The organism is Chryseobacterium gwangjuense (genome assembly GCF_021311115.1).
Classification (GTDB): Bacteria; Bacteroidota; Bacteroidia; order Flavobacteriales; family Weeksellaceae; genus Chryseobacterium; species Chryseobacterium gwangjuense.
Genome location: NZ_JAJTNP010000002.1, coordinates 18706 through 37233 on the forward strand (window position 1 = coordinate 18706; position 18528 = coordinate 37233).

The window sequence follows — 18528 nt, forward strand, 5'->3', positions numbered from 1 at the left end:
CTACATGCTATGGGAATTTCCACAAAAAAAAAGAAACATATAGAATTTTATTTTTTAACCATACATTCCTATCAATCAAAAGTATGAATTTAAAAACATTTTAATACTATATGTTTCTCTCGAAATAGATCAGATGCTAAACTATCTTTTAATAATCTTCGTTATTGTTTCGTCATTATTAATTTTAACTAAATAAACACCAACTGAAAGACCGGAAAGATCTGCTTGATTATTTTTAAACTGACCAGACAGAACCAGCTGTCCCGCTGCATTATATATTTGAAATTGATACAACTTCCCTGAAGTTCCTTTTATATACAAAACATTACGAACAGGATTTGGATACAAAATCGGTTTATCATTTTGCGTATCTACTTCAATTGTTGCTAAGCTTGGAGGATTATTGAGTCCTGCAGTTACAGGATCTTTAGGAATCACTCCTAATTCTTCTCCATTCTGATCATATTTTACTTTCACACATCTGCAATTCATCCCAAAGTAAGGATCATTATTATCATGAAAAGCAATCATACGATTAGCGCTTGATGCTGCATCAAAAAGAATATTAACCGCTCTCCCAATATAGTTTGAATTGAGCACACCCGACCATATTCCCGGATATTGAAAGTTGTTTATATTAAATGTTCCCTGAGCGGTTTGATTCCCCATTACACTTCTAAAACCTCTGGATCCTGAATTTGGATAATTCCCAAGCGGATAATTAGCATCACTATACATATAACCTATGGTAGTAGAAGTACTATTCCTAACCCGAGTTCCTAAATAATCAGTCATCACATTATAACCTGTCGCTACATTTTTATCTTTTTTATACCATGGAGAAATACCAAAATCCTTATTGCTTACTATGGTAACCCCTGTGAAATCCGGAATTCTCCATCCTTCAGGACAAGGGTCAAAAGGGGATTTTTCACCACCTCTACCCCATCGATCTGCCGCAAGATTCGGTTCTGTAGCCAACCAGTCTGTTCCGTTTGTATAGTTCGGTACAGCTGAGTTAAAAGGCGCAAAACTACTCGGAATCATATACACCAAAGGATGTCCCACTGAATAAGAAAGCACTTTTGCAATTTTCTGCGAAGGTCTATCAGCAGGCAAAACATTAGCATTCGATGCATCCGAATAAGTATTATAAGGTACAATATAATTACCGGCAAGATCATTATAAACTGCAGGAGTAAGAGTAGTATAAGCCACACTTCCATTGCTTGCCACATTTCCTAAAAAAACATTATAGTTCGATCTGTTATCGGCATTTTGGAATGAAGGAATCGGATCCTTCCTCCCCCACTGATATTGCAGCCCTGTTGACGCTCTAATTTTTGTAAGTTCGGCTGCAGTTGGAGTAAGAGGGTCTACAACCTGAGGAAACGCTTCAGTCGCTCCCAGATTCCTATCCATAAATTCCGTTTTCAGAATATCACCTTTAGAAACATAGTTTACATAGTTAGTTGCAGTAGCATCCGGCAATTCAGTAGCATAATTATAGCTTCCCACTGCCGTATCTGTCACCCAAATATGCCATGACCAATAAACAGGATTTGTAATACTTCCGTTATGCAATGTTACGACTGCATTACCACTCTGATTGGGGTTAATTTCAACAACAATTTTTGAATTATTCAATCCCGCAACTGATCCCGGAGAAGGGTTCGTTACACTTACCGTATTAATCAGTGAGGTATTGGTTGACCAAAGGACATTCGCTTTTAAATTATTAAAGTTCGCAGCATTTAAAATAGCTTCATTTCCTAATAATTGACTTTGTACAGAGAATGCTTTACTTACAGGGATTTCAATACTAGACGAAGATGTACTCTTTACAATTTGATAGGTATTCGGATTATTTAAACCTTCTCTATATTCTGTAGTTGTACTGAAATACTCCGTTGGAAAATCATAATCATCAATTACATATAAAGGATCTTTTATACATCTACAGGCATTAGCATCTGAGGTTTTTACCGCAGACATCGGCTTATACCAATATCTTCCTTTAATAGTAGGCTTGGAAGGATCTGGAACATCGTTCTGGTATAGATCAGGAACCATAAATAATGATCTCGCACCTACAGCCGGAGTCGTATCAAAATGCCTTACCATTGTTGCTGTCCATAATCCCACCTGATGCTGGTCTGTATATTGACCTCCTTGTAAATCCACTGCCAATTGACCGGTTCCAGGAAAAACACCCATATTAAATCCTCCTACATTAGAGAAATCAAAACCTAAATTGGGATATACTTTTGCCCCTTGTAAAAATGATGGAACATTCACATCAGTAGGCTTAATAATATGATATTCGTTTGATTCGAATATATTTCTCCCTAATGAAGTTCGTACTCCGAAAGGAGAAAAATCTACACGAATATCGTCTACGTAAGATGCAGAAGCCAAATTCGCCGATAGCATTGAAGGGATTCTCCATCCATTCGGACAAGGATCAAATGATGATTTATCTTTATAGACCGCTGCATTATCCGGATTGTTATAATCTGCTATTATTTTCCCTTCAGCATTATCAGACCACAAATTAAGTTCAGGTAGTTTATTATCTGTTATTGTGGAAGATCTCCCAAACCAGTTCACCATTAAGTTCGTATTGTTATTGTAATAAGCAGGTCCGGAATTATCATCCTTATTTACATAGATTAAACTTAACGGATTTTTTACAGCAAGCTGAATATTATTATTTACCGTAGCATTTGAAAACAAAACAAACTGTCGGAAATTGTCAAAATTCGTAGCATTATTAAAGTTTTTCGCTCCTCTGTGTCGAACCCGACCTATCGAACCCGAAACTTCATAAAAATCACCACCTTTCATTACCAAAGGAGGAATAGGATCTTTTCTTCCCCATTGATAAAGTAAGCCTCCGTTTCGATTCCATTCGGTTCCTGTTATAGAACCGCTTATAGCTCCTAAATTCCGATCCATCCATTTCCATTCCGAATCAGGAATTACTTCCACAGTTCCGTCATTTCTTTTTCTTTTAACTCCTGGAAAACTTTTGTACGACGACCCGTTACTAGGATCTTCTGTAACCCAGACATGCCAGGACCAAAAAATCTCCCCATTTATTCTAAATGCAATGACAGCATTTCCTTCTCTTGATTTATTAATCGGAATCTTAATTTTCGCATCTTCTCCAGATCCAATGATTTCCAGACTGTAATTTGTATTTGCTTTTACCAGACCATGAATATCTTCCCACAAAACATCTGCCGTCACAGTACCGGAAGGCAATCCCGTTGCACCCAAAAATCCATTAGTCTGCCAAACAGCATACGCTTTTTTTACAGGAATATAAATACCTTCATAAGAAGAGCGAGGATCAAAAACATAACTATTGGGTGCTTTTGTCCAGTCTTTCAATAAGGTGTTAAAATATTGATTTTTTTGTTGTTTTAATTTTCCTGTTTCCTCCTTAAATTCTTTTGATATTTCAACCTTTAAAGAGTCCTTTTTTACATTAGAAAAACACAAAACAGGTAATAAACACAGTATATGCAGAGACGTTCTCGAACTTATTATTCTCCTAAAAGTGAATTTTACAAAACCGTAAATCATAAATGATAAAAATTATTAATAATTAAAAATTAATACATTTAAATTAAATAAAAAATAAACATATTTAGTTACTAATAAATTATTCATCATTTTTGTGTCGATGCAAAAATATAATAATATTACACAGAAACAATTAATTTATGATTAATTTTAATTCAACTACACAGAATAAAAAAAGCGATGCATTCCGCATCGCCCTATTTAAAGCAAAAAGTATATACTTATGGTAACAAATGATTTCGATACAGATCTATCGTAAATTTACCGTTCACAATATTTTTAAAACTTGAGAATACAATAAAATTAAACATGACTAAAGCAATAATAAAGGTATAGATTGTCTTCTTCGTATTCTCAGAAGCTACATACATTGCATTGGGAATAATGATATACGAAAACCCAATAAATGCACCCGCCAAACGCGAAGAGAAAATAGGGTTGTTTCTAAAAATAAAGTAAAAACAGATTCCGACAACCGCATAGTTTCTATGGTATTCGTAATACGGAAACTTCTCTTTCATGTCAGAATCGAAGAAGAAAAGGAAAAAGGTAAGAATAATCATCATCACCTCTGGAATCCCGAATCCACCATTCAACCTTTGCACAGATTCATCAATATATCCATTGAAACCTTCCACCAGTTCACTTTGAGAAGCAATACTCGTTAAAAAATCCCCGAAAACACGATATACCTCAAAAGGTGAAAGTATTACAGAAACAATAATAAGTATCAACATCCAGGTTTTGTTCAAAGGAACACGAACCAGCCAGTACATTGGCAAGAACAAATAGCAGACATTATGAATTCCCGCTCCTATATAAATAAACAACAGATAGTACAAGAGTTTCCGCTGTTTAATAAACTTAATGGCAAAATAGACAATAAACGAACCTAAACACTGTCTGATCTGTCCACTCTCTCCAATAAAAAAGCCGGGAATGAACATAAACAACATAAAGGTAAACGGATAAAAAGTATTATCCTCAATATAATCGATCTTAAAAATTATCGTAAAGATGGCAATTACAAACGTAAGCATGTAAAAAGGAGCCTCGAAAACATTAAGTAAAATCTTATTAATCAATACAAACAACCATTCCAACTCCATTGGCTGTGGTCCATCCATATTGAGGGCTTTCATAAAAATGCTTATATAATCTTTTGTTCCGGAATAAATATAGATTCCCCGGTAACTTCCATAATCTGGCCCTACCTGATCTCTAAGCCCCGCAACAATCATAAGGTAAACACCCAAAATCCAAAGCCATTTTTTATCAACCCTCTTGGAAAACACTTCCTGAAAGCTGAAAATCATCATATAAATGATCGCAATAATATAATATGGATGCAATAAACTCATGAAGTGGTTTTATAGTTTTTAAACTCATGAGAAGCCATAACAAAGCCGGTCAAGAGTAAGGGTATAAAAAGTCTGGTCTCCCAAAAAATTCCAACAAAAGCAATCATCAATAGATAAGGAGATGAAAAAAGAATATATTTTTTTAAAATAATTTGCTGATCTGAAGTACAAAGTGTGAATGTAAAATACAAACCCAAAACACCGAAGCATAAGCCTAACAAATTAAAAGGACTTGTAAAATTATTGACTAAATAAACTCCTTCCGCAAAAGAAGCATCTTGAGGGATGAAAAACTTCAATCCAAAATAAGGCAGCACAAAGACAATGACAAGAAGTACTATTTCTTTAGCATAAGCAAAATCCAACTTTCTTATATTCATAAAAAGTGCAGTAAAAAACGCAATATTCAAACAAGCTGTTTCTCTTATAAAAGTTGAGATAAAAACCACGGTAAGCAATCCTAAAAAATCAATATTCTTTTTATAATGGAAATATCTTAGACTTAACAAGACTCCGAAAAGATAAAAGAAAAATGCAATAATATCACAATTTGTAGGTACATATTGTGTAATTACGATAAAAAAAACAGCTACCAAATGGACGAGTCTTCTTATTTTACTCTCCTGAAAAAAAGCAACAGGTTTCAATTTAAAAATTAAATGCAAAACAGCAGAAGACAAAATAAAGAACAGACTGTTAATGATAAAAACACTATGATAAAAAAGGCTTCCGTGTTTCAGCAAAAAAGTTTTTAATTCAGGAAAGCCGCTCATGATTCGGGTAAGAATTCCAGCACTATGAACACTCAAATAATTAGGAATCACACGATAAGCATACACCGAAGAAAACATAAAATCCGGTGCTTTTTCCCACATTTTCATATTCACATAAGAAGATTCAAAGCCATAATATGACATGAATAGAAGAAGAAACGGGAAAATTATGACAAATAAAAAGTCATTTACTTTTTCATCAAATAGTTTCTGCATACAAAACAGTTCCTCAAATTAGAATAATTTTGTTTCAAAAAGTCTCTTTACAAAGACATTATTTGCAAAAGTATAAGTTTTTTTCATTCGGGCTAGAAATATTTTATTGATTTTCAAGTCAAAGTTTATCCCTAAATATTTTGAACTCCCCCCTAAAAATTTAAATTTGCAAACTTGATTTTATAATGTAATGCATCGTTTCTTCATATTTTTATATTATCTCATTTCAAAAAATAAGATTCTTTCTGTACTTTTTGCAACAGGAATAGCTGTTTTATGCATTTTCTTTGCCTCAAAAATCAATTTCGAGGAAGACATTAATCAGATAATACCCAAAAATGAGAAGTCGGATCTTACTGCAAAAGTTCTGAAGCAACTCAATTTTTCAGATAAAATCATCGTCATTATTGAAAACAAGTCTAAGGAAGACAGTTTTCAGCTTTCAGAAACAGCAGATACTTTTTTAAATAAAATAGAACCTTTACAAAAATACATTGGTTCGGTCCAGGGGAAAGTAAATGACAATGAAATTTCAGAAACTTTCGATTTCGTCAATCAAAACCTCCCTCTATTCTTAAATGAAAATGACTACAAAGAGATTGAAAGAAAACTTCAGAAAGACAGCATTGCCAAACAGGTTGAAAACAATTATGTCTCTTTAGTTTCGCCTACGAGCTTAGTGACCAAAGAATTCATTAAAAAAGATCCGCTTGGAATCACTTTTCTGGGCATCAAAAAACTCAATGCTTTAAATATCAGTAAAGATTTTAAGCTTGAAGACAGTTATATCGTTACCAAAGACGGAAAAAATCTTCTACTTTTCATCGATCCGAAAAATAAAAGCAATGACACAAAAAACAATGAAGTTTTTATTAATCAGCTGAATGAAATAAAAGACAACCTCAACAAACAATTCAAAGGGAAAACGGAAATCAGCTATTTTGGCTCTCCTGTGATTGCGGTTGCGAACGCCCAACAAATCAAGAAAGACATTCAAAATACGGTCATTATTTCAATGACAGTTCTTTTGCTTTTATTGATTTATTATTTCAGAAACGTTTTCACCCCAATCATTGTTTTTCTGCCCACGGTTTTCTCAGTTTTATTAGCTCTGTTGATTTTATACTTTATTAAAGATAAAATTTCTGCAATATCTTTAAGTGTCGGAGCCATATTAATAGGAATCACCATCGATTATGCGCTCCATATTTTAACGCATTACAAACACAACAATAACATTGAAGAGCTTTACAAAGAAATCACACAACCTATTATTCTGAGTAGCGCTACTACAGCAGTTTCGTTTCTGTGCCTTGTTTTTGTACGTTCGGAAGCTTTGAAAGACTTAGGTCTTTTCGCCGCAATTACAGTTATTTTATCCTCAATCACAGCTTTGATAATTGTTCCTCAATTATACACGCCAAAAACAAAAGAAAAAGCTACAAATACCAACTTCATAGATAAAATCGGGTCTTATCCTTATGAAAAAAACAAACCTCTGATTATCGGATGTTCGATTATTATTTTGGTCTGTCTTTTCGGCTTCAGACATGTTGGTTTTAACGAAGATATTGGCGATCTCAATTATATTCCAAAAGATCTAAAAATAAGTGAAGCGAAACTGGAAAAACTTTCAGACATTACTTCAAAATCAATTTACACGATTTCCTATGGAAATTCTGAGAGTGAAGCATTGACCAGAAACTCACAACTCAGCCAGTTTTTAGAAAAAGAAAAAAAAGACGGGAAAATTTTAAGCTACAATTCTCTTGGAAATGTTGTTTTATCAGAAAAAGATCAGAAGAAAAAAATAGAAGAATGGCAAAAATTCTGGAATACCAACAGAAAAAACCAGACGATTTCCGAATTGGTTAATAATGGAAACAATTTCGGATTCAATAGTTCTGCATTTGATCAGTTTAATGAAAACCTAAACAAAAACTACTCTACTCTAACCTTAAAAGACTACGAAAAAGTAAAAGCATTACAGATCTCCGAGTTTTTAAGCAATGAAAACGGTTTTTACACCGTATCGAATGTCGTAAAAGTTAATGAAAAGAAAAGAGATGCTTTTATTAAAGATGTTGAAAAAAATCATGATGCTTTGGCAATTGACCGTCAACAGATGAATGAAAACTTTTTAGGATTGTTAAAAAAAGATTTTAACACCCTGATTAATTATTCTCTTTTGGCCATTGTTTTAACGATTATTGTTTTCTTCAGAAATTTTGAACTGACTCTTTTAACAATGTTCCCCATTGTTTTAACAGGAGTTGTGACTGCAGGGATTTTGTATTTCTTAGGATTAGAACTCAACATTTTCAGTACGGTTGTTTGCACCTTGGTTTTCGGAGTCGGAGACGACTTCAGTATATTCTTAACGCAAGCCATGCAAAAGGAACATACAACAGGGAAAAATGAGCTCCCTACCTACAGAACATCTATTATTCTAGCGGTTTTCACGACAATTTTATCCATCGGTTCTTTAATTTTCGCAAAACATCCTGCGTTACATTCATTAGCTTTGGTTGCATTAATCGGGATGTTTTCCGTCATTATCATCACCTCAACATTATACCCGTTTTGGTTTAGACTGTTGATCACAAACAGAGCAAAGAAAGGGCTTTCACCAATAACCATCAGATTATTCGTACGTTCGGTATTATCATTTTTATATTACGGATTGGGCGGACTTTTCTTTTCTTTCTTCGGACATTTCTTCGTAAAAAAAGCAAAAGGAAAAACATTAGACAGCATCAAAAAAGTGATTGCTTTATTTTTGAAATCAGTATTGCATGTTACTCCGTTTGTTAAGAAAACGGTCATTAAAAACCCGAATGAGAATTTCAGCAAACCTGCCGTCATCATTGCAAATCATACTTCTTTTCTAGATACATTAGCATTGGCCATGGTCACCCACAAGATTGTTTATTTAGTGAATGACTGGGTTTATGACTCACCGATTTTCGGGAAACTGGTAAAAGCTTTAGGTTTCTTCCCGGTTTCCAGAGGCATTGAAAACGGAATGGATAAACTGAAAGAAAAAATAGATGAAGGATATTCTTTGATGATTTTCCCAGAGGCAGAACGTTCTTATACCAATGATGTGAAAAGATTCCACAAAGGAGCATTTTATATTGCTGAAGAATTTGGGCTAGACGTTGTCCCTGTTTACATCCACGGAAATTCGGAAGTATTGCCAAAAGGAGATTTTGTTATTTATGATGGAGCCATTTCGGTGAAAGTAGGTGAAAGAATTCACAAAGACGATTTCAGTTTTGGGAAAACCTATTCAGAAAGAACAAAAAAAATAAACGCCTATTTCAGAAATGAATTTGCAAAGCTCAGAAACGAACTGGAGGGTGAAAACTATTTCAAAAAGAAATTATTTTTAAGCTTTCTATATAAAGATGCTGAAGTAGTGAAGGAAGTAAAAGAAGATTTTAATAAAAACAAATCGGTTTATTTTGAATTGAATAAACACCTTCCAAGTGATAAAAACATTTTGCATATTTCCGATGATTATGGACAAAAAGATGTTTTACTTGCATTACAACAGGCAGCAAGAAGCATATTCAGTTTTAATACCAATGCAGAGAAACGTGAAGTTGCGAAACATAATTATATTGTAAAACAAAGGAAAATCAAATACATTACCGATTTTTCAGAAATCAATAAAGAAGTTGACACCCTTTTGATCTCCACGGACTCTTTTAACCTCAACAATCTGAAAGTGTTTCCTTCAAAAATCATTTTTATCAATCAAGAAAATATTTCTTTTAACCATACAGATTACATAGTAGAATTCAGCTCACTATCAATAAAAATATATAGACATACATAATATACCATTGAAAAACATATTTTTGTAAATAATAACAAACGCATGAAGAAGAATATACTTGTAATATATTATACTCAGACAGGTCAACTCGAAGATATTGTAAAAAACATAGCCCGTCCTTTTGAAGAAAAAAAAGACGAATACCATGTTACTTATTACAATATCAAAATGAAGGAAGACTTTCCTTTTCCATGGCCAAATGACGTATTTTTCAACACTTTTCCTGAGTCTTATTTACAAATTCCAAGTGAAATCCTTCCTCCCTCTGATGATGTGCTGAATAAAAAATATGATCTTATTATTTTTGGATATCAGGTTTGGTATTTAACGCCTTCCATCCCTATCATTTCATTCTTAAAAAGTGGTTATGCAGAACAAATCCTAAAAGACACTCCCGTTGTTACCGTTTCCGGCACAAGAAATATGTGGATGTTCTCTCAGGAAAAACTGAAAGTATATTTAAAAAATATGAAAGCCAAGTTGGTCGGAAATATTGCTTTGGTAGATAGACATGACAATTATACAAGTGTATTGACCGTTGTTCGATGGATGATCGGCGGACAAAAAGAAAAATCAGGAATACTTCCCGCAGCCGGAGTTTCGGATCAAGAAATAAATGATTCTGTGAAATATGGAAAAATTATTGAAACCCATTTCAGAAATAATGATTTTGAAGGTCTGCAGCCTGATCTTGTGAAAAACGGAGCAATAGAAATAAGACCTTTCTTAGTGCGGGTAGAAAAGGTAGGAAACAAAATTTTCACCATTTGGTCAAACCTTATTATAAAGAAAAAAGAAAAACGACCACTGCTTATCAAATTCTTTAAGGTATATTTGATGGCAGCGATATGGATTATCTCACCCGTCGTTTTAGTGTTACATTTATTAACAACACCCATTTTTTGGTTCAAAAGACAGAAAGAAAAAAAATATTTACAAGGAATTAATTTAAAGTAGAATGTACGACGTATTTATAACAAAAGCATCAAAATACCTACCCAACGAACCCGTTTCAAATGATGAAATGGAAACTTATCTTGGGTATATAAATGGTGCAAAATCTAAAGCAAAAGCAATTATTTTAAGAAATAACAAAATTACCACAAGATATTATGCTTTAGACAAAGAAGGAAACCCTACTCATACGAATGCACAATTGACGGCAAAGGCAATTGAAGGACTTTTTGACGAAAAATTCAAGAAGGAAGACATGAAACTATTATCCGTGGGAACTACTTCTCCGGATCAGATTCAGCCTTCACACGCTTCCATGGTTCACGGTGAACTCAACATCGGAAAATCTATTGAAATTAATACCGCAACAGGACTTTGTAATTCGGGAATGAATGCTTTGAACTACGGATTCCTTTCCATTAAAGCCGGAGTTCAGGAACAAGCCGTTTGTGCAGGTTCTGAAAGAATGTCTTCTTGGATGACCGCAGATAAATTCAACCATGAAGCAGAAAATCTAATTTTATTAGAAGAAAGACCCATCATCGCTTTCAAAAGAGAGTTTTTGAGATGGATGCTTTCCGACGGAGCAGGAGCTTTCTTATTGGAAAACAAACCAAGAGAAAATGAAACCAATCTAAAAGTAGAATGGATCGATTTCTATTCTTACGCTCATGAAATCGAAGCTTGTATGTATGCAGGTTGCGAAAAACAGGAAGACGGAAGCTTACAATCTTGGGCAGATTACCCTTCTGATGAATGGCTGAAACAATCTATTTTTGCTTTAAAACAAGACACAAAAATCTTAGACAAATATATTCTGGTAAAAGGTGCAGAAAGTTTAAGAGCATCTTTTGACAAACATCAGCTGGAACCGGAATCTATTGATCATGTTTTAGCGCACATCTCATCAGGATACTTTAAAGAAGGATTGAAAGACGAGTTTGCAAAAGTAGGATTGGATTTCCCTTGGGAAAAATGGTATTACAACCTTTCAGACATCGGGAACATTGGTGCAGGTTCTATTTTTGTGGCTTTGGAAGAATTAATGAATTCAGGAAAACTGAAAAAAGGAGAAAAAGTACTCCTTTGCGTTCCTGAAAGTGGAAGATTCGCATACTCTTGCGCTTTATTAACGGTTTGCTAATGGAAAACAAATTACCAACAACTGACCAGAATTTCGTGGAGAGCTTAATTCCTCAGCGATTTCCTTTCGTAATGGTAAACAGCATTACAGAATATTCCGAAAATCATTTGATTTCCGGATTTCAGATAAAAGAGGAAAACATTTTTGTTCAGAATGGGGTTTTTCAGGCTTCCGGATTGGTAGAACATCAGGCTCAGAGTGTGGCTTTACACACCGGCTACAAGTTCTATTTATTAGGAAAAGAAGCTCCGACAGGTTATATAGGTGCAATCAAAACCTTTGAAGCAGAAGCCCTGCCAAAAGTTGGAGACACGCTGAAAACAGAAGTGAAGATTCTGAATGAAATAATGGGAGTAACATTAGTAGATATAGTTACAAAGCTTAATGATACACTCATTGCAAGCTCCCAAATGAAAACAGTTGTAAAATAATTGTCATGGAAATCAAGGAAGAAAACATTATCAATATACACAATTTTCTCCCGCATCGCGAACCGATGCTGATGGCAGATTATATTCTGGAATTGACCAAAGAAAAAGTGATTACTTCCTTTGAAATAAAAGAAGACAATGTTTTTGTTCATAACAATGAATTCGTTGAAGCAGGCTTGATTGAAAATTTAGCACAAACCTGTTCATCCATTCTGGGACAAAGTTTCTTCGAAAATCCTGAAGCAGATACAAAAGTAATTGGTTTCATTACCAACATCAAGAAAATTGAAGTTTTTGCATTACCGAAAGTGGGTGATAAAATCATTTCAAAAGCTTCATTGATTTCTCAGTTTGAAAACATCTGTAACATCTTTTGTGAGACATTCAATAATGAAGAACTGCTGATAAGAGCTGAAATTAATTTGTTTATTCAAGAAGTAAAACACTAAACCGATGAAAAAACAAGACCTTCCTCAAGACGAAAGCAATCTAAAATCAGCGAACATGACTGAAGTCTTGTATGTAACTGATGAAAATAACAACTACACGACTGCAAACAGCACTGGTTGGGACGTTAAAAAAGCAGCTTTGGACGAATCTTTAGCCTTGATTAACGAAAGAATTGAAGAAGCCAAACAAAACGTTGCTAATAATATCGTAAGTCCTATTATTTATTTCATGGAACTGAATAAAATGGATCTGCAGGTTTTGGCTGCCTATGTCGGAATGTGGCAATGGCGTGTAAAAAGACACGGAAAACCGAAAATATTTAAAACACTAAGCGAATCCGCTCTGAAAAAATATGCCGATGCTTTCGGAATTTCAGTGGATGAATTAAAAAACTTCGACGGAAAATAATTTATCTTAAAGTAAACGTAAAATTTGTCATTCTGAGGAACGAAGAATCTCTACAACAATTAAGACCTAAATTATCTCCTGAGATAAATAGATAAAAGCTCAAATGGAACTTAATTTTGAACATCACCAAACAGCACATTGCGAAAATGGTGTTGCCTCCAATTTATTATTGAACAAAGGACTAAAACTCAGCGAACCTATGATCTTCGGAATCGGTTCCGGATTGTTCTTTGTCTACTTACCCTTTTTAAAAGTCAATTTTGCTCCGGGGTTTAGTTATCGTCCAATGCCCGGCGCAATTTTCAGCAAAGCAGCAAAAAGACTGGGAATTAAAATCAAAAGAGAAAAATTCTCAAGCCCTGCTGAAGCACAGAAAGCCCTAGAAAGAAATTTAAATCAGAATATACCAACAGGTTTACAGGTGGGAGTTTTTAACCTGACCTACTTCCCTGAAGAATATAAATTTCATTTCAACGCCCACAATTTGGTTGTGTATGGAAAAGAAGACGGAAAATTCCTGATCAGCGATCCTGTGATGGATTATACCACAACCCTTACCGAAGCCGAGCTGGAAAAGGTGAGATATGCGAAAGGTGCCCTTCCTCCAAAAGGTCATATGTACTACCCTACTTACATTCCAGAAAATGTAAACTTAGAAGAAGCTATTAAAAAGGGAATCAAAGATACCTGTAAAAACATGCTAGCTCCTGTCCCTCTAATTGGGGTAAAAGCCATGAGATGGGTGGCAAGAAGTATCCCGAAATGGGCTGAGAAAAAAGGCACGAAAGTAACGAATCATTACCTTGGTCAGTTAATCAGAATGCAGGAAGAAATCGGAACCGGTGGTGGTGGTTTTAGATTTATCTATGGAGCATTTTTACAGGAAGCTGCGGTAATTCTTAAAAATGATCAGCTAAATGAGCTTTCTAAAGAAATTACTGCTATTGGTGATCTTTGGAGAGATTTTGCAGTGGATATTGCAAGAGTTTATAAGAACAGAAACTCAAAAAGTGATATTTACAACCAGCTTTCAAAAACAATGCTTCATATTGCAGATTTGGAAGAAGCTTTCTATAAAAAACTGAGAAAAGCGATCTAAATGGAGAACTTTATTGAGATTAAAAACTTATACAAAAAATATAAAAATGCAGAAGAATTTTCTGTAAATGATATCTCGTTGAATATTGAGAAAGACGAAATTTACGGAATTCTTGGTCCAAACGGAGCAGGAAAAACAACGTTAATTTCTATGCTTTCAGGGTTGATAAAACCCACTTCTGGGAGTTTTAAAATCAATGGACTATCTCCTCAGAAAGATGGTTTTAAACTAAGACAGATCATCGGGATCGTTCCGCAGGAATACGCTTTATATCCTACTTTAACAGCCAAAGAAAACTTAATGTATTTCGGAAGTTTATATGGTTTAAGCCACAAAAAATTAAGAAATACGATTGATGAATCCTTAGAAATTATGGGGTTATCAAAATTCGCAGATAAAAAAGTGGAACAGTTTTCAGGAGGAATGAAGCGTCGTTGCAATTTGATTGCAGGAACCCTTCACAACCCTAAAGTTTTGTTTTTGGATGAACCAACAGTAGGTGTTGATGTTCAGTCTAAAAAAGCAATTATTGACCATCTTTTGGATTTAAATAAAAAAGGAACCTGTATCATTTATACATCCCATCACCTTTCAGAAGCAGAAGAATTCTGTACAAAAATCGCCATTATCGACCATGGAAAAATTCATGCAGTCGGAACTCCCGAAGAATTGGTAAACAGAGTGGCCAATGCTGAAAATTTAGAAGATGTTTTCATTTCATTAACCGGAAAAGAATTAAGAGATGTTGTTGTATAAACTATGGAGAAGCTTCGTTAAAGAAGTCCTTTTACTGAAAAGAGATATCGGAGGAATCGTGATCATTTTCGTGATGCCTTTACTGCTGATCATTACCATTACACTGATTCAGGATTCTACTTTCAAAAATTTGGAAGGCTCAAAAATCCCGATCATTTTCATTGATAACGACAAATCTGAAGTTTCAAAAAATATAAAACAGGAACTGGAAAGCAGTAAAACATTCCAGTTGCTGACCAATTATAATGAAAAATCTGCTCAGAATGCAGTTTTCTCAGGCGATTATCAGATGGCCATTGTCATCCCTCAAAATTTAACGAAAGATTTAAATTCAAATATCGATGCCAAAGTTCAGGCGATTGTAAGTTCATTTGGATTGGAGGAAAATACAGACCAAAAAGTTCCGATGCCTGCTGTAAAAGCAAAGGAAATTCACTTATATTTTGATCCTGCAACCAACGCCGGATTCAAAAACTCTGTAATGAATTCCGTGAACAAAATGGTTTTTGAAATCGAGAACAAAAAGATTTACAAAGCTTTTCAGGATCAATTGGGAACCACAGAAAATCTTGAAGAAAATAAAAATTTAATCAGCTTTAAAGAAATCACTCCAAAAAAAGGAGAAATGGATATAATGCCGAATTCCGTTCAACATAACGTTCCGGCTTGGGCATTATTTGCAATATTTTTTATCGTTGTTCCTTTATCCATTAATTTAGTTAAAGAAAAAAGCCAGGGAACAAGTGTAAGAGCTAGAATCAGCCCTACTCCTTATTTCATCCATATTTTAGGAAAAACATTTACCTATCTTATTATCTGTATCATTCAGTTTTTACTGATGGTCGCAGTAGGAGTTTATCTTTTCCCTTATATGGATTTACCACAGTTTGATGTCACAGGAAAAATGTTCCAGCTTATTGTGGTGACTTTATTCTCCGGTTTGGCCGCGATTGGTTTCGGAGTTCTACTGGGAACCATTGCCGATACACAGGAACAGTCTGCACCGTTTGGAGCAACATCCGTTGTAGTTTTAGCTGCGATTGGTGGAATCTGGGTTCCGGTATTTTTAATGCCTGAATTCATGCAGCATGTTGCCAAATTCTCTCCGATGAATTGGGGGCTTAATGCTTATTACGACATTATTTTAAGAAACAGTGGAATTAGTGGAATTGCAAAAGAATTAACATTCTTATTTTTATTCTATCTTGCCATGGTAGGGATTTCATTAATTTACGAAAGAAAACTCCATAGTGTTTAAGTATTGATGAAAAACATTTATCCTGGGAGTTTCTTGACGTCCTATAAAAACAATAAAAATACCGGAAGAAAACAAAATGCAGTCTAAAGAAAATTTAACTTGTACAGAAGTCGTTCGTGTAAGGTTCAATGAAACAGATCCTTTGGGAATTGTTTGGCATGGACATTATATTGTGTATTTCGAAGACGGTAGAGAAGCTTTCGGCAGACAACATGGTTTAACCTATCTTGATATTCAAAAAGCAGGATTTGTAACTCCGATTGTAAAAAGTACCTGTGAACATTTTCTTCCTTTAAAATATGGTGAAACGTTCAAGATTGTGACCACTTTTGTGAATTCCAATTCAGCAAAATTAATTTACAGATACGAGCTTTTTAACGAAGAAAATAAATTGGTATGCTCAGGAGAAACCATTCAGGTGTTCTTAGATTCAGACAATAATTTATGTTTATATAACCCTGAATTTTTTCAGGCCTGGAAAGATAAAATGGGATTATAATGAAGAGAGAAATTTATATTACAGATTATAACTGCATCACGCCTTTAGGCTTTGATGTTCCTTCAAATTGGAATGCTCTTTTGGATGGAAAATCAGGCGTAGCTTTACATAAAATCATAGAAAATCAGGAGCCATTTTATGCTTCTATGATTGATTCTGAAAAACTGGAAAACGAGTTTAACAAATTCTTCGACTCCACTCAGAATGACAATATGGTTTTCACAAGACTTGAAAAAATGTTTTTATTAAGCCTGAAGCCTTTGATTGAAAGACACGTCATTTCAGATGAAACGGCTTTTATTTTATCTACAACGAAAGGAAATGTCAGCTTATTAAAAAATCAAAAAACTTTGCCGGAAGGAGTTTTCCTTTCCAGTTTAGCTCAAAAGATCGCTGACTTTTTCGGATTTAAAACCAAACCTATTGTGGTTTCCAATGCATGTGTTTCGGGAGTAATGGCAATTGCCGTTGCTAAAAACATGATTCAGGCAGGAAAATATAAAGATGCTTTTGTAATTGCCGGAGATGAAATTTCAGAATTTGTGATTTCAGGGTTCAATTCTTTTCAGGCGATTGGAACAGAGATCTGTAAACCTTACGACAAAACCCGTGACGGAATTAATATCGGTGAAGCAACAGCTGCGGTTTATATTACCCGTCATTACGAGGAACAAAGTGACGAAGCAATCTCACAAAACGAAAAATTTAGTTTTAAAGTATTGGGAGACTCATCAATTAATGATGCCAATCATATTTCCGGCCCGTCAAGAACCGGTGACGGATTATTTGCAAGCATCCAGAATGCAATGATAGAAGCTAATGTTCCGACAGAAAAAATTGACTTTATTTCTGCCCACGGAACAGCAACAATATATAACGACGAAATGGAAGCCATCGCTTTCAACAGAATGGAATTACAGAATGTTCCTTTAAATAGCATGAAAGGTTATTACGGACATTGCTTGGGAGCATCAGGATTGTTGGAAAGTATTATTTCTATGGAAAGCGCAAGAAATAATATGTTAATTCCATCGAAAAATTTCAAAGAAACGGGAACATCTCAACCTTTGAATATTATCAAAGAAAACCAACCGGCAGGAATCAAATATATTTTGAAAACAGCTTCAGGTTTTGGAGGGTGTAATGCAGCAATTGTTTTAGAAAAATGTTAAGATGAAACCGATGAAAAAAACAGACATTTGCACCATAGAAAACTCAAAAATTATTCTCAACAATAAAATTATTTTTGAAACTCAGACCGAAAACTTTTCAGACTTTGCAAAAGAAGCTTATAAAAGTTTAGAGCTAAATTATCCTAAGTTTCACAAAATGGATAGCTTAAGCAAACTTGCTTTTCTTGCCTCTGAAATGATTTTAAAAGATGAAGACCACAGCAGGACAGCTTTGGTTTTCGCCAACAGATCATCAAGTTTAGACACCGACTTTAAGTACCAAGAAAGTATCAATTCTCAGGAAAATTATTTCCCGAGCCCTGCGGTTTTTGTGTACACTTTGCCTAACATTTGTGTAGGTGAAATCAGTATTAAACACAAAATGCAGACAGAGAATGCTTTTTTTGTGTTGGATGAATTTGATGAACAATTTTTAAACGATTACTCAGAACAGATTTTACAGTCAGGAAAGGCTGATAAAGTATTGTGTGGCTGGGTAGAGCTTTATCAAGATAATTATAATGCTTTCGTATATTTGCTAAACAGATAAAAATAAACATTTAAATCTATAT

15 protein-coding genes are annotated in these 18528 nt (G+C 34.4%); 12 read left to right on the plus strand and 3 right to left on the minus strand.

The genetic code is table 11. The annotated features are described in order from the left end of the window. Positions 1-141: 141 nt before the first annotated feature. The 3 genes from LV842_RS03490 to LV842_RS03500 all read right to left on the minus strand — a co-directional run bounded on the left by LV842_RS03490 (position 142) and on the right by LV842_RS03500 (position 5941). Positions 142-3396 (minus strand): T9SS type A sorting domain-containing protein, encoded by a 3255-nt coding sequence (locus LV842_RS03490; protein WP_233110076.1) that lies wholly within the window; start codon positions 3394-3396, stop codon positions 142-144. Between the two features lie 416 nt (positions 3397-3812). Next, positions 3813-4952: an EpsG family protein gene (locus LV842_RS03495; protein WP_233110077.1), complete on the minus strand. Its 1140-nt coding sequence runs from the start codon at positions 4950-4952 to the stop codon at positions 3813-3815. Then, on the minus strand, positions 4949-5941 hold the full coding sequence (locus LV842_RS03500; RefSeq protein ID WP_233110078.1) for a hypothetical protein: 993 nt from the start codon (positions 5939-5941) through the stop codon (positions 4949-4951). Before LV842_RS03500 ends, LV842_RS03495 begins: the two co-directional genes overlap by 4 nt. A gap of 190 nt (positions 5942-6131) precedes the next feature. On the opposite strand from LV842_RS03500, the gene LV842_RS03505 reads away from it, so the two are divergent. The 12 genes from LV842_RS03505 (at position 6132) to LV842_RS03560 (ending at position 18506) form a co-directional block, all read left to right on the plus strand. Continuing rightward, entirely contained in the window at positions 6132-9785 is a 3654-nt protein-coding gene (locus LV842_RS03505) for an MMPL family transporter (RefSeq protein ID WP_233110079.1), read from the plus strand. Between the two features lie 42 nt (positions 9786-9827). Next, positions 9828-10742, plus strand: a complete 915-nt coding sequence (locus tag LV842_RS03510) for a dialkylrecorsinol condensing enzyme DarA (RefSeq protein ID WP_233110080.1) — start codon at positions 9828-9830, stop codon at positions 10740-10742. Between the two features lies 1 nt (position 10743). Continuing rightward, positions 10744-11883: a beta-ketoacyl-ACP synthase III gene (locus LV842_RS03515; RefSeq protein ID WP_233110081.1), complete on the plus strand. Its 1140-nt coding sequence runs from the start codon at positions 10744-10746 to the stop codon at positions 11881-11883. Next, positions 11883-12314, plus strand: coding sequence for a hypothetical protein (locus LV842_RS03520; protein ID WP_233110082.1), 432 nt, complete (start codon positions 11883-11885; stop codon positions 12312-12314). Before LV842_RS03515 ends, LV842_RS03520 begins: the two co-directional genes overlap by 1 nt. A gap of 5 nt (positions 12315-12319) precedes the next feature. After that, positions 12320-12763 (plus strand): ABC transporter permease, encoded by a 444-nt coding sequence (locus LV842_RS03525; RefSeq protein ID WP_233110083.1) that lies wholly within the window; start codon positions 12320-12322, stop codon positions 12761-12763. Between the two features lie 4 nt (positions 12764-12767). Continuing rightward, complete coding sequence (locus tag LV842_RS03530; protein WP_233110084.1) at positions 12768-13172, plus strand: hypothetical protein; 405 nt, start codon at positions 12768-12770, stop codon at positions 13170-13172. Positions 13173-13275: 103 nt separating this feature from the next. Beyond that, a complete protein-coding gene (locus LV842_RS03535; protein WP_233110085.1) occupies positions 13276-14271 on the plus strand; it encodes a BtrH N-terminal domain-containing protein in 996 nt (331 codons plus the stop codon). Continuing rightward, the gene (locus tag LV842_RS03540) at positions 14272-15027 is read left to right on the plus strand and encodes an ABC transporter ATP-binding protein (protein WP_233110086.1); all 756 of its coding nucleotides are present in this window, start codon (positions 14272-14274) and stop codon (positions 15025-15027) included. Further along, complete coding sequence (locus LV842_RS03545; protein WP_233110087.1) at positions 15014-16285, plus strand: ABC transporter permease; 1272 nt, start codon at positions 15014-15016, stop codon at positions 16283-16285. Before LV842_RS03540 ends, LV842_RS03545 begins: the two co-directional genes overlap by 14 nt. A 76-nt stretch (positions 16286-16361) precedes the next feature. Further along, positions 16362-16784, plus strand: a complete 423-nt coding sequence (locus LV842_RS03550) for an acyl-CoA thioesterase (RefSeq protein WP_225688151.1) — start codon at positions 16362-16364, stop codon at positions 16782-16784. Then, positions 16784-17956, plus strand: coding sequence for a beta-ketoacyl synthase N-terminal-like domain-containing protein (locus LV842_RS03555; protein ID WP_233110088.1), 1173 nt, complete (start codon positions 16784-16786; stop codon positions 17954-17956). Before LV842_RS03550 ends, LV842_RS03555 begins: the two co-directional genes overlap by 1 nt. A gap of 10 nt (positions 17957-17966) precedes the next feature. Continuing rightward, positions 17967-18506 (plus strand): 3-oxoacyl-ACP synthase, encoded by a 540-nt coding sequence (locus tag LV842_RS03560; protein ID WP_233110089.1) that lies wholly within the window; start codon positions 17967-17969, stop codon positions 18504-18506. Positions 18507-18528 lie beyond the last annotated feature (22 nt).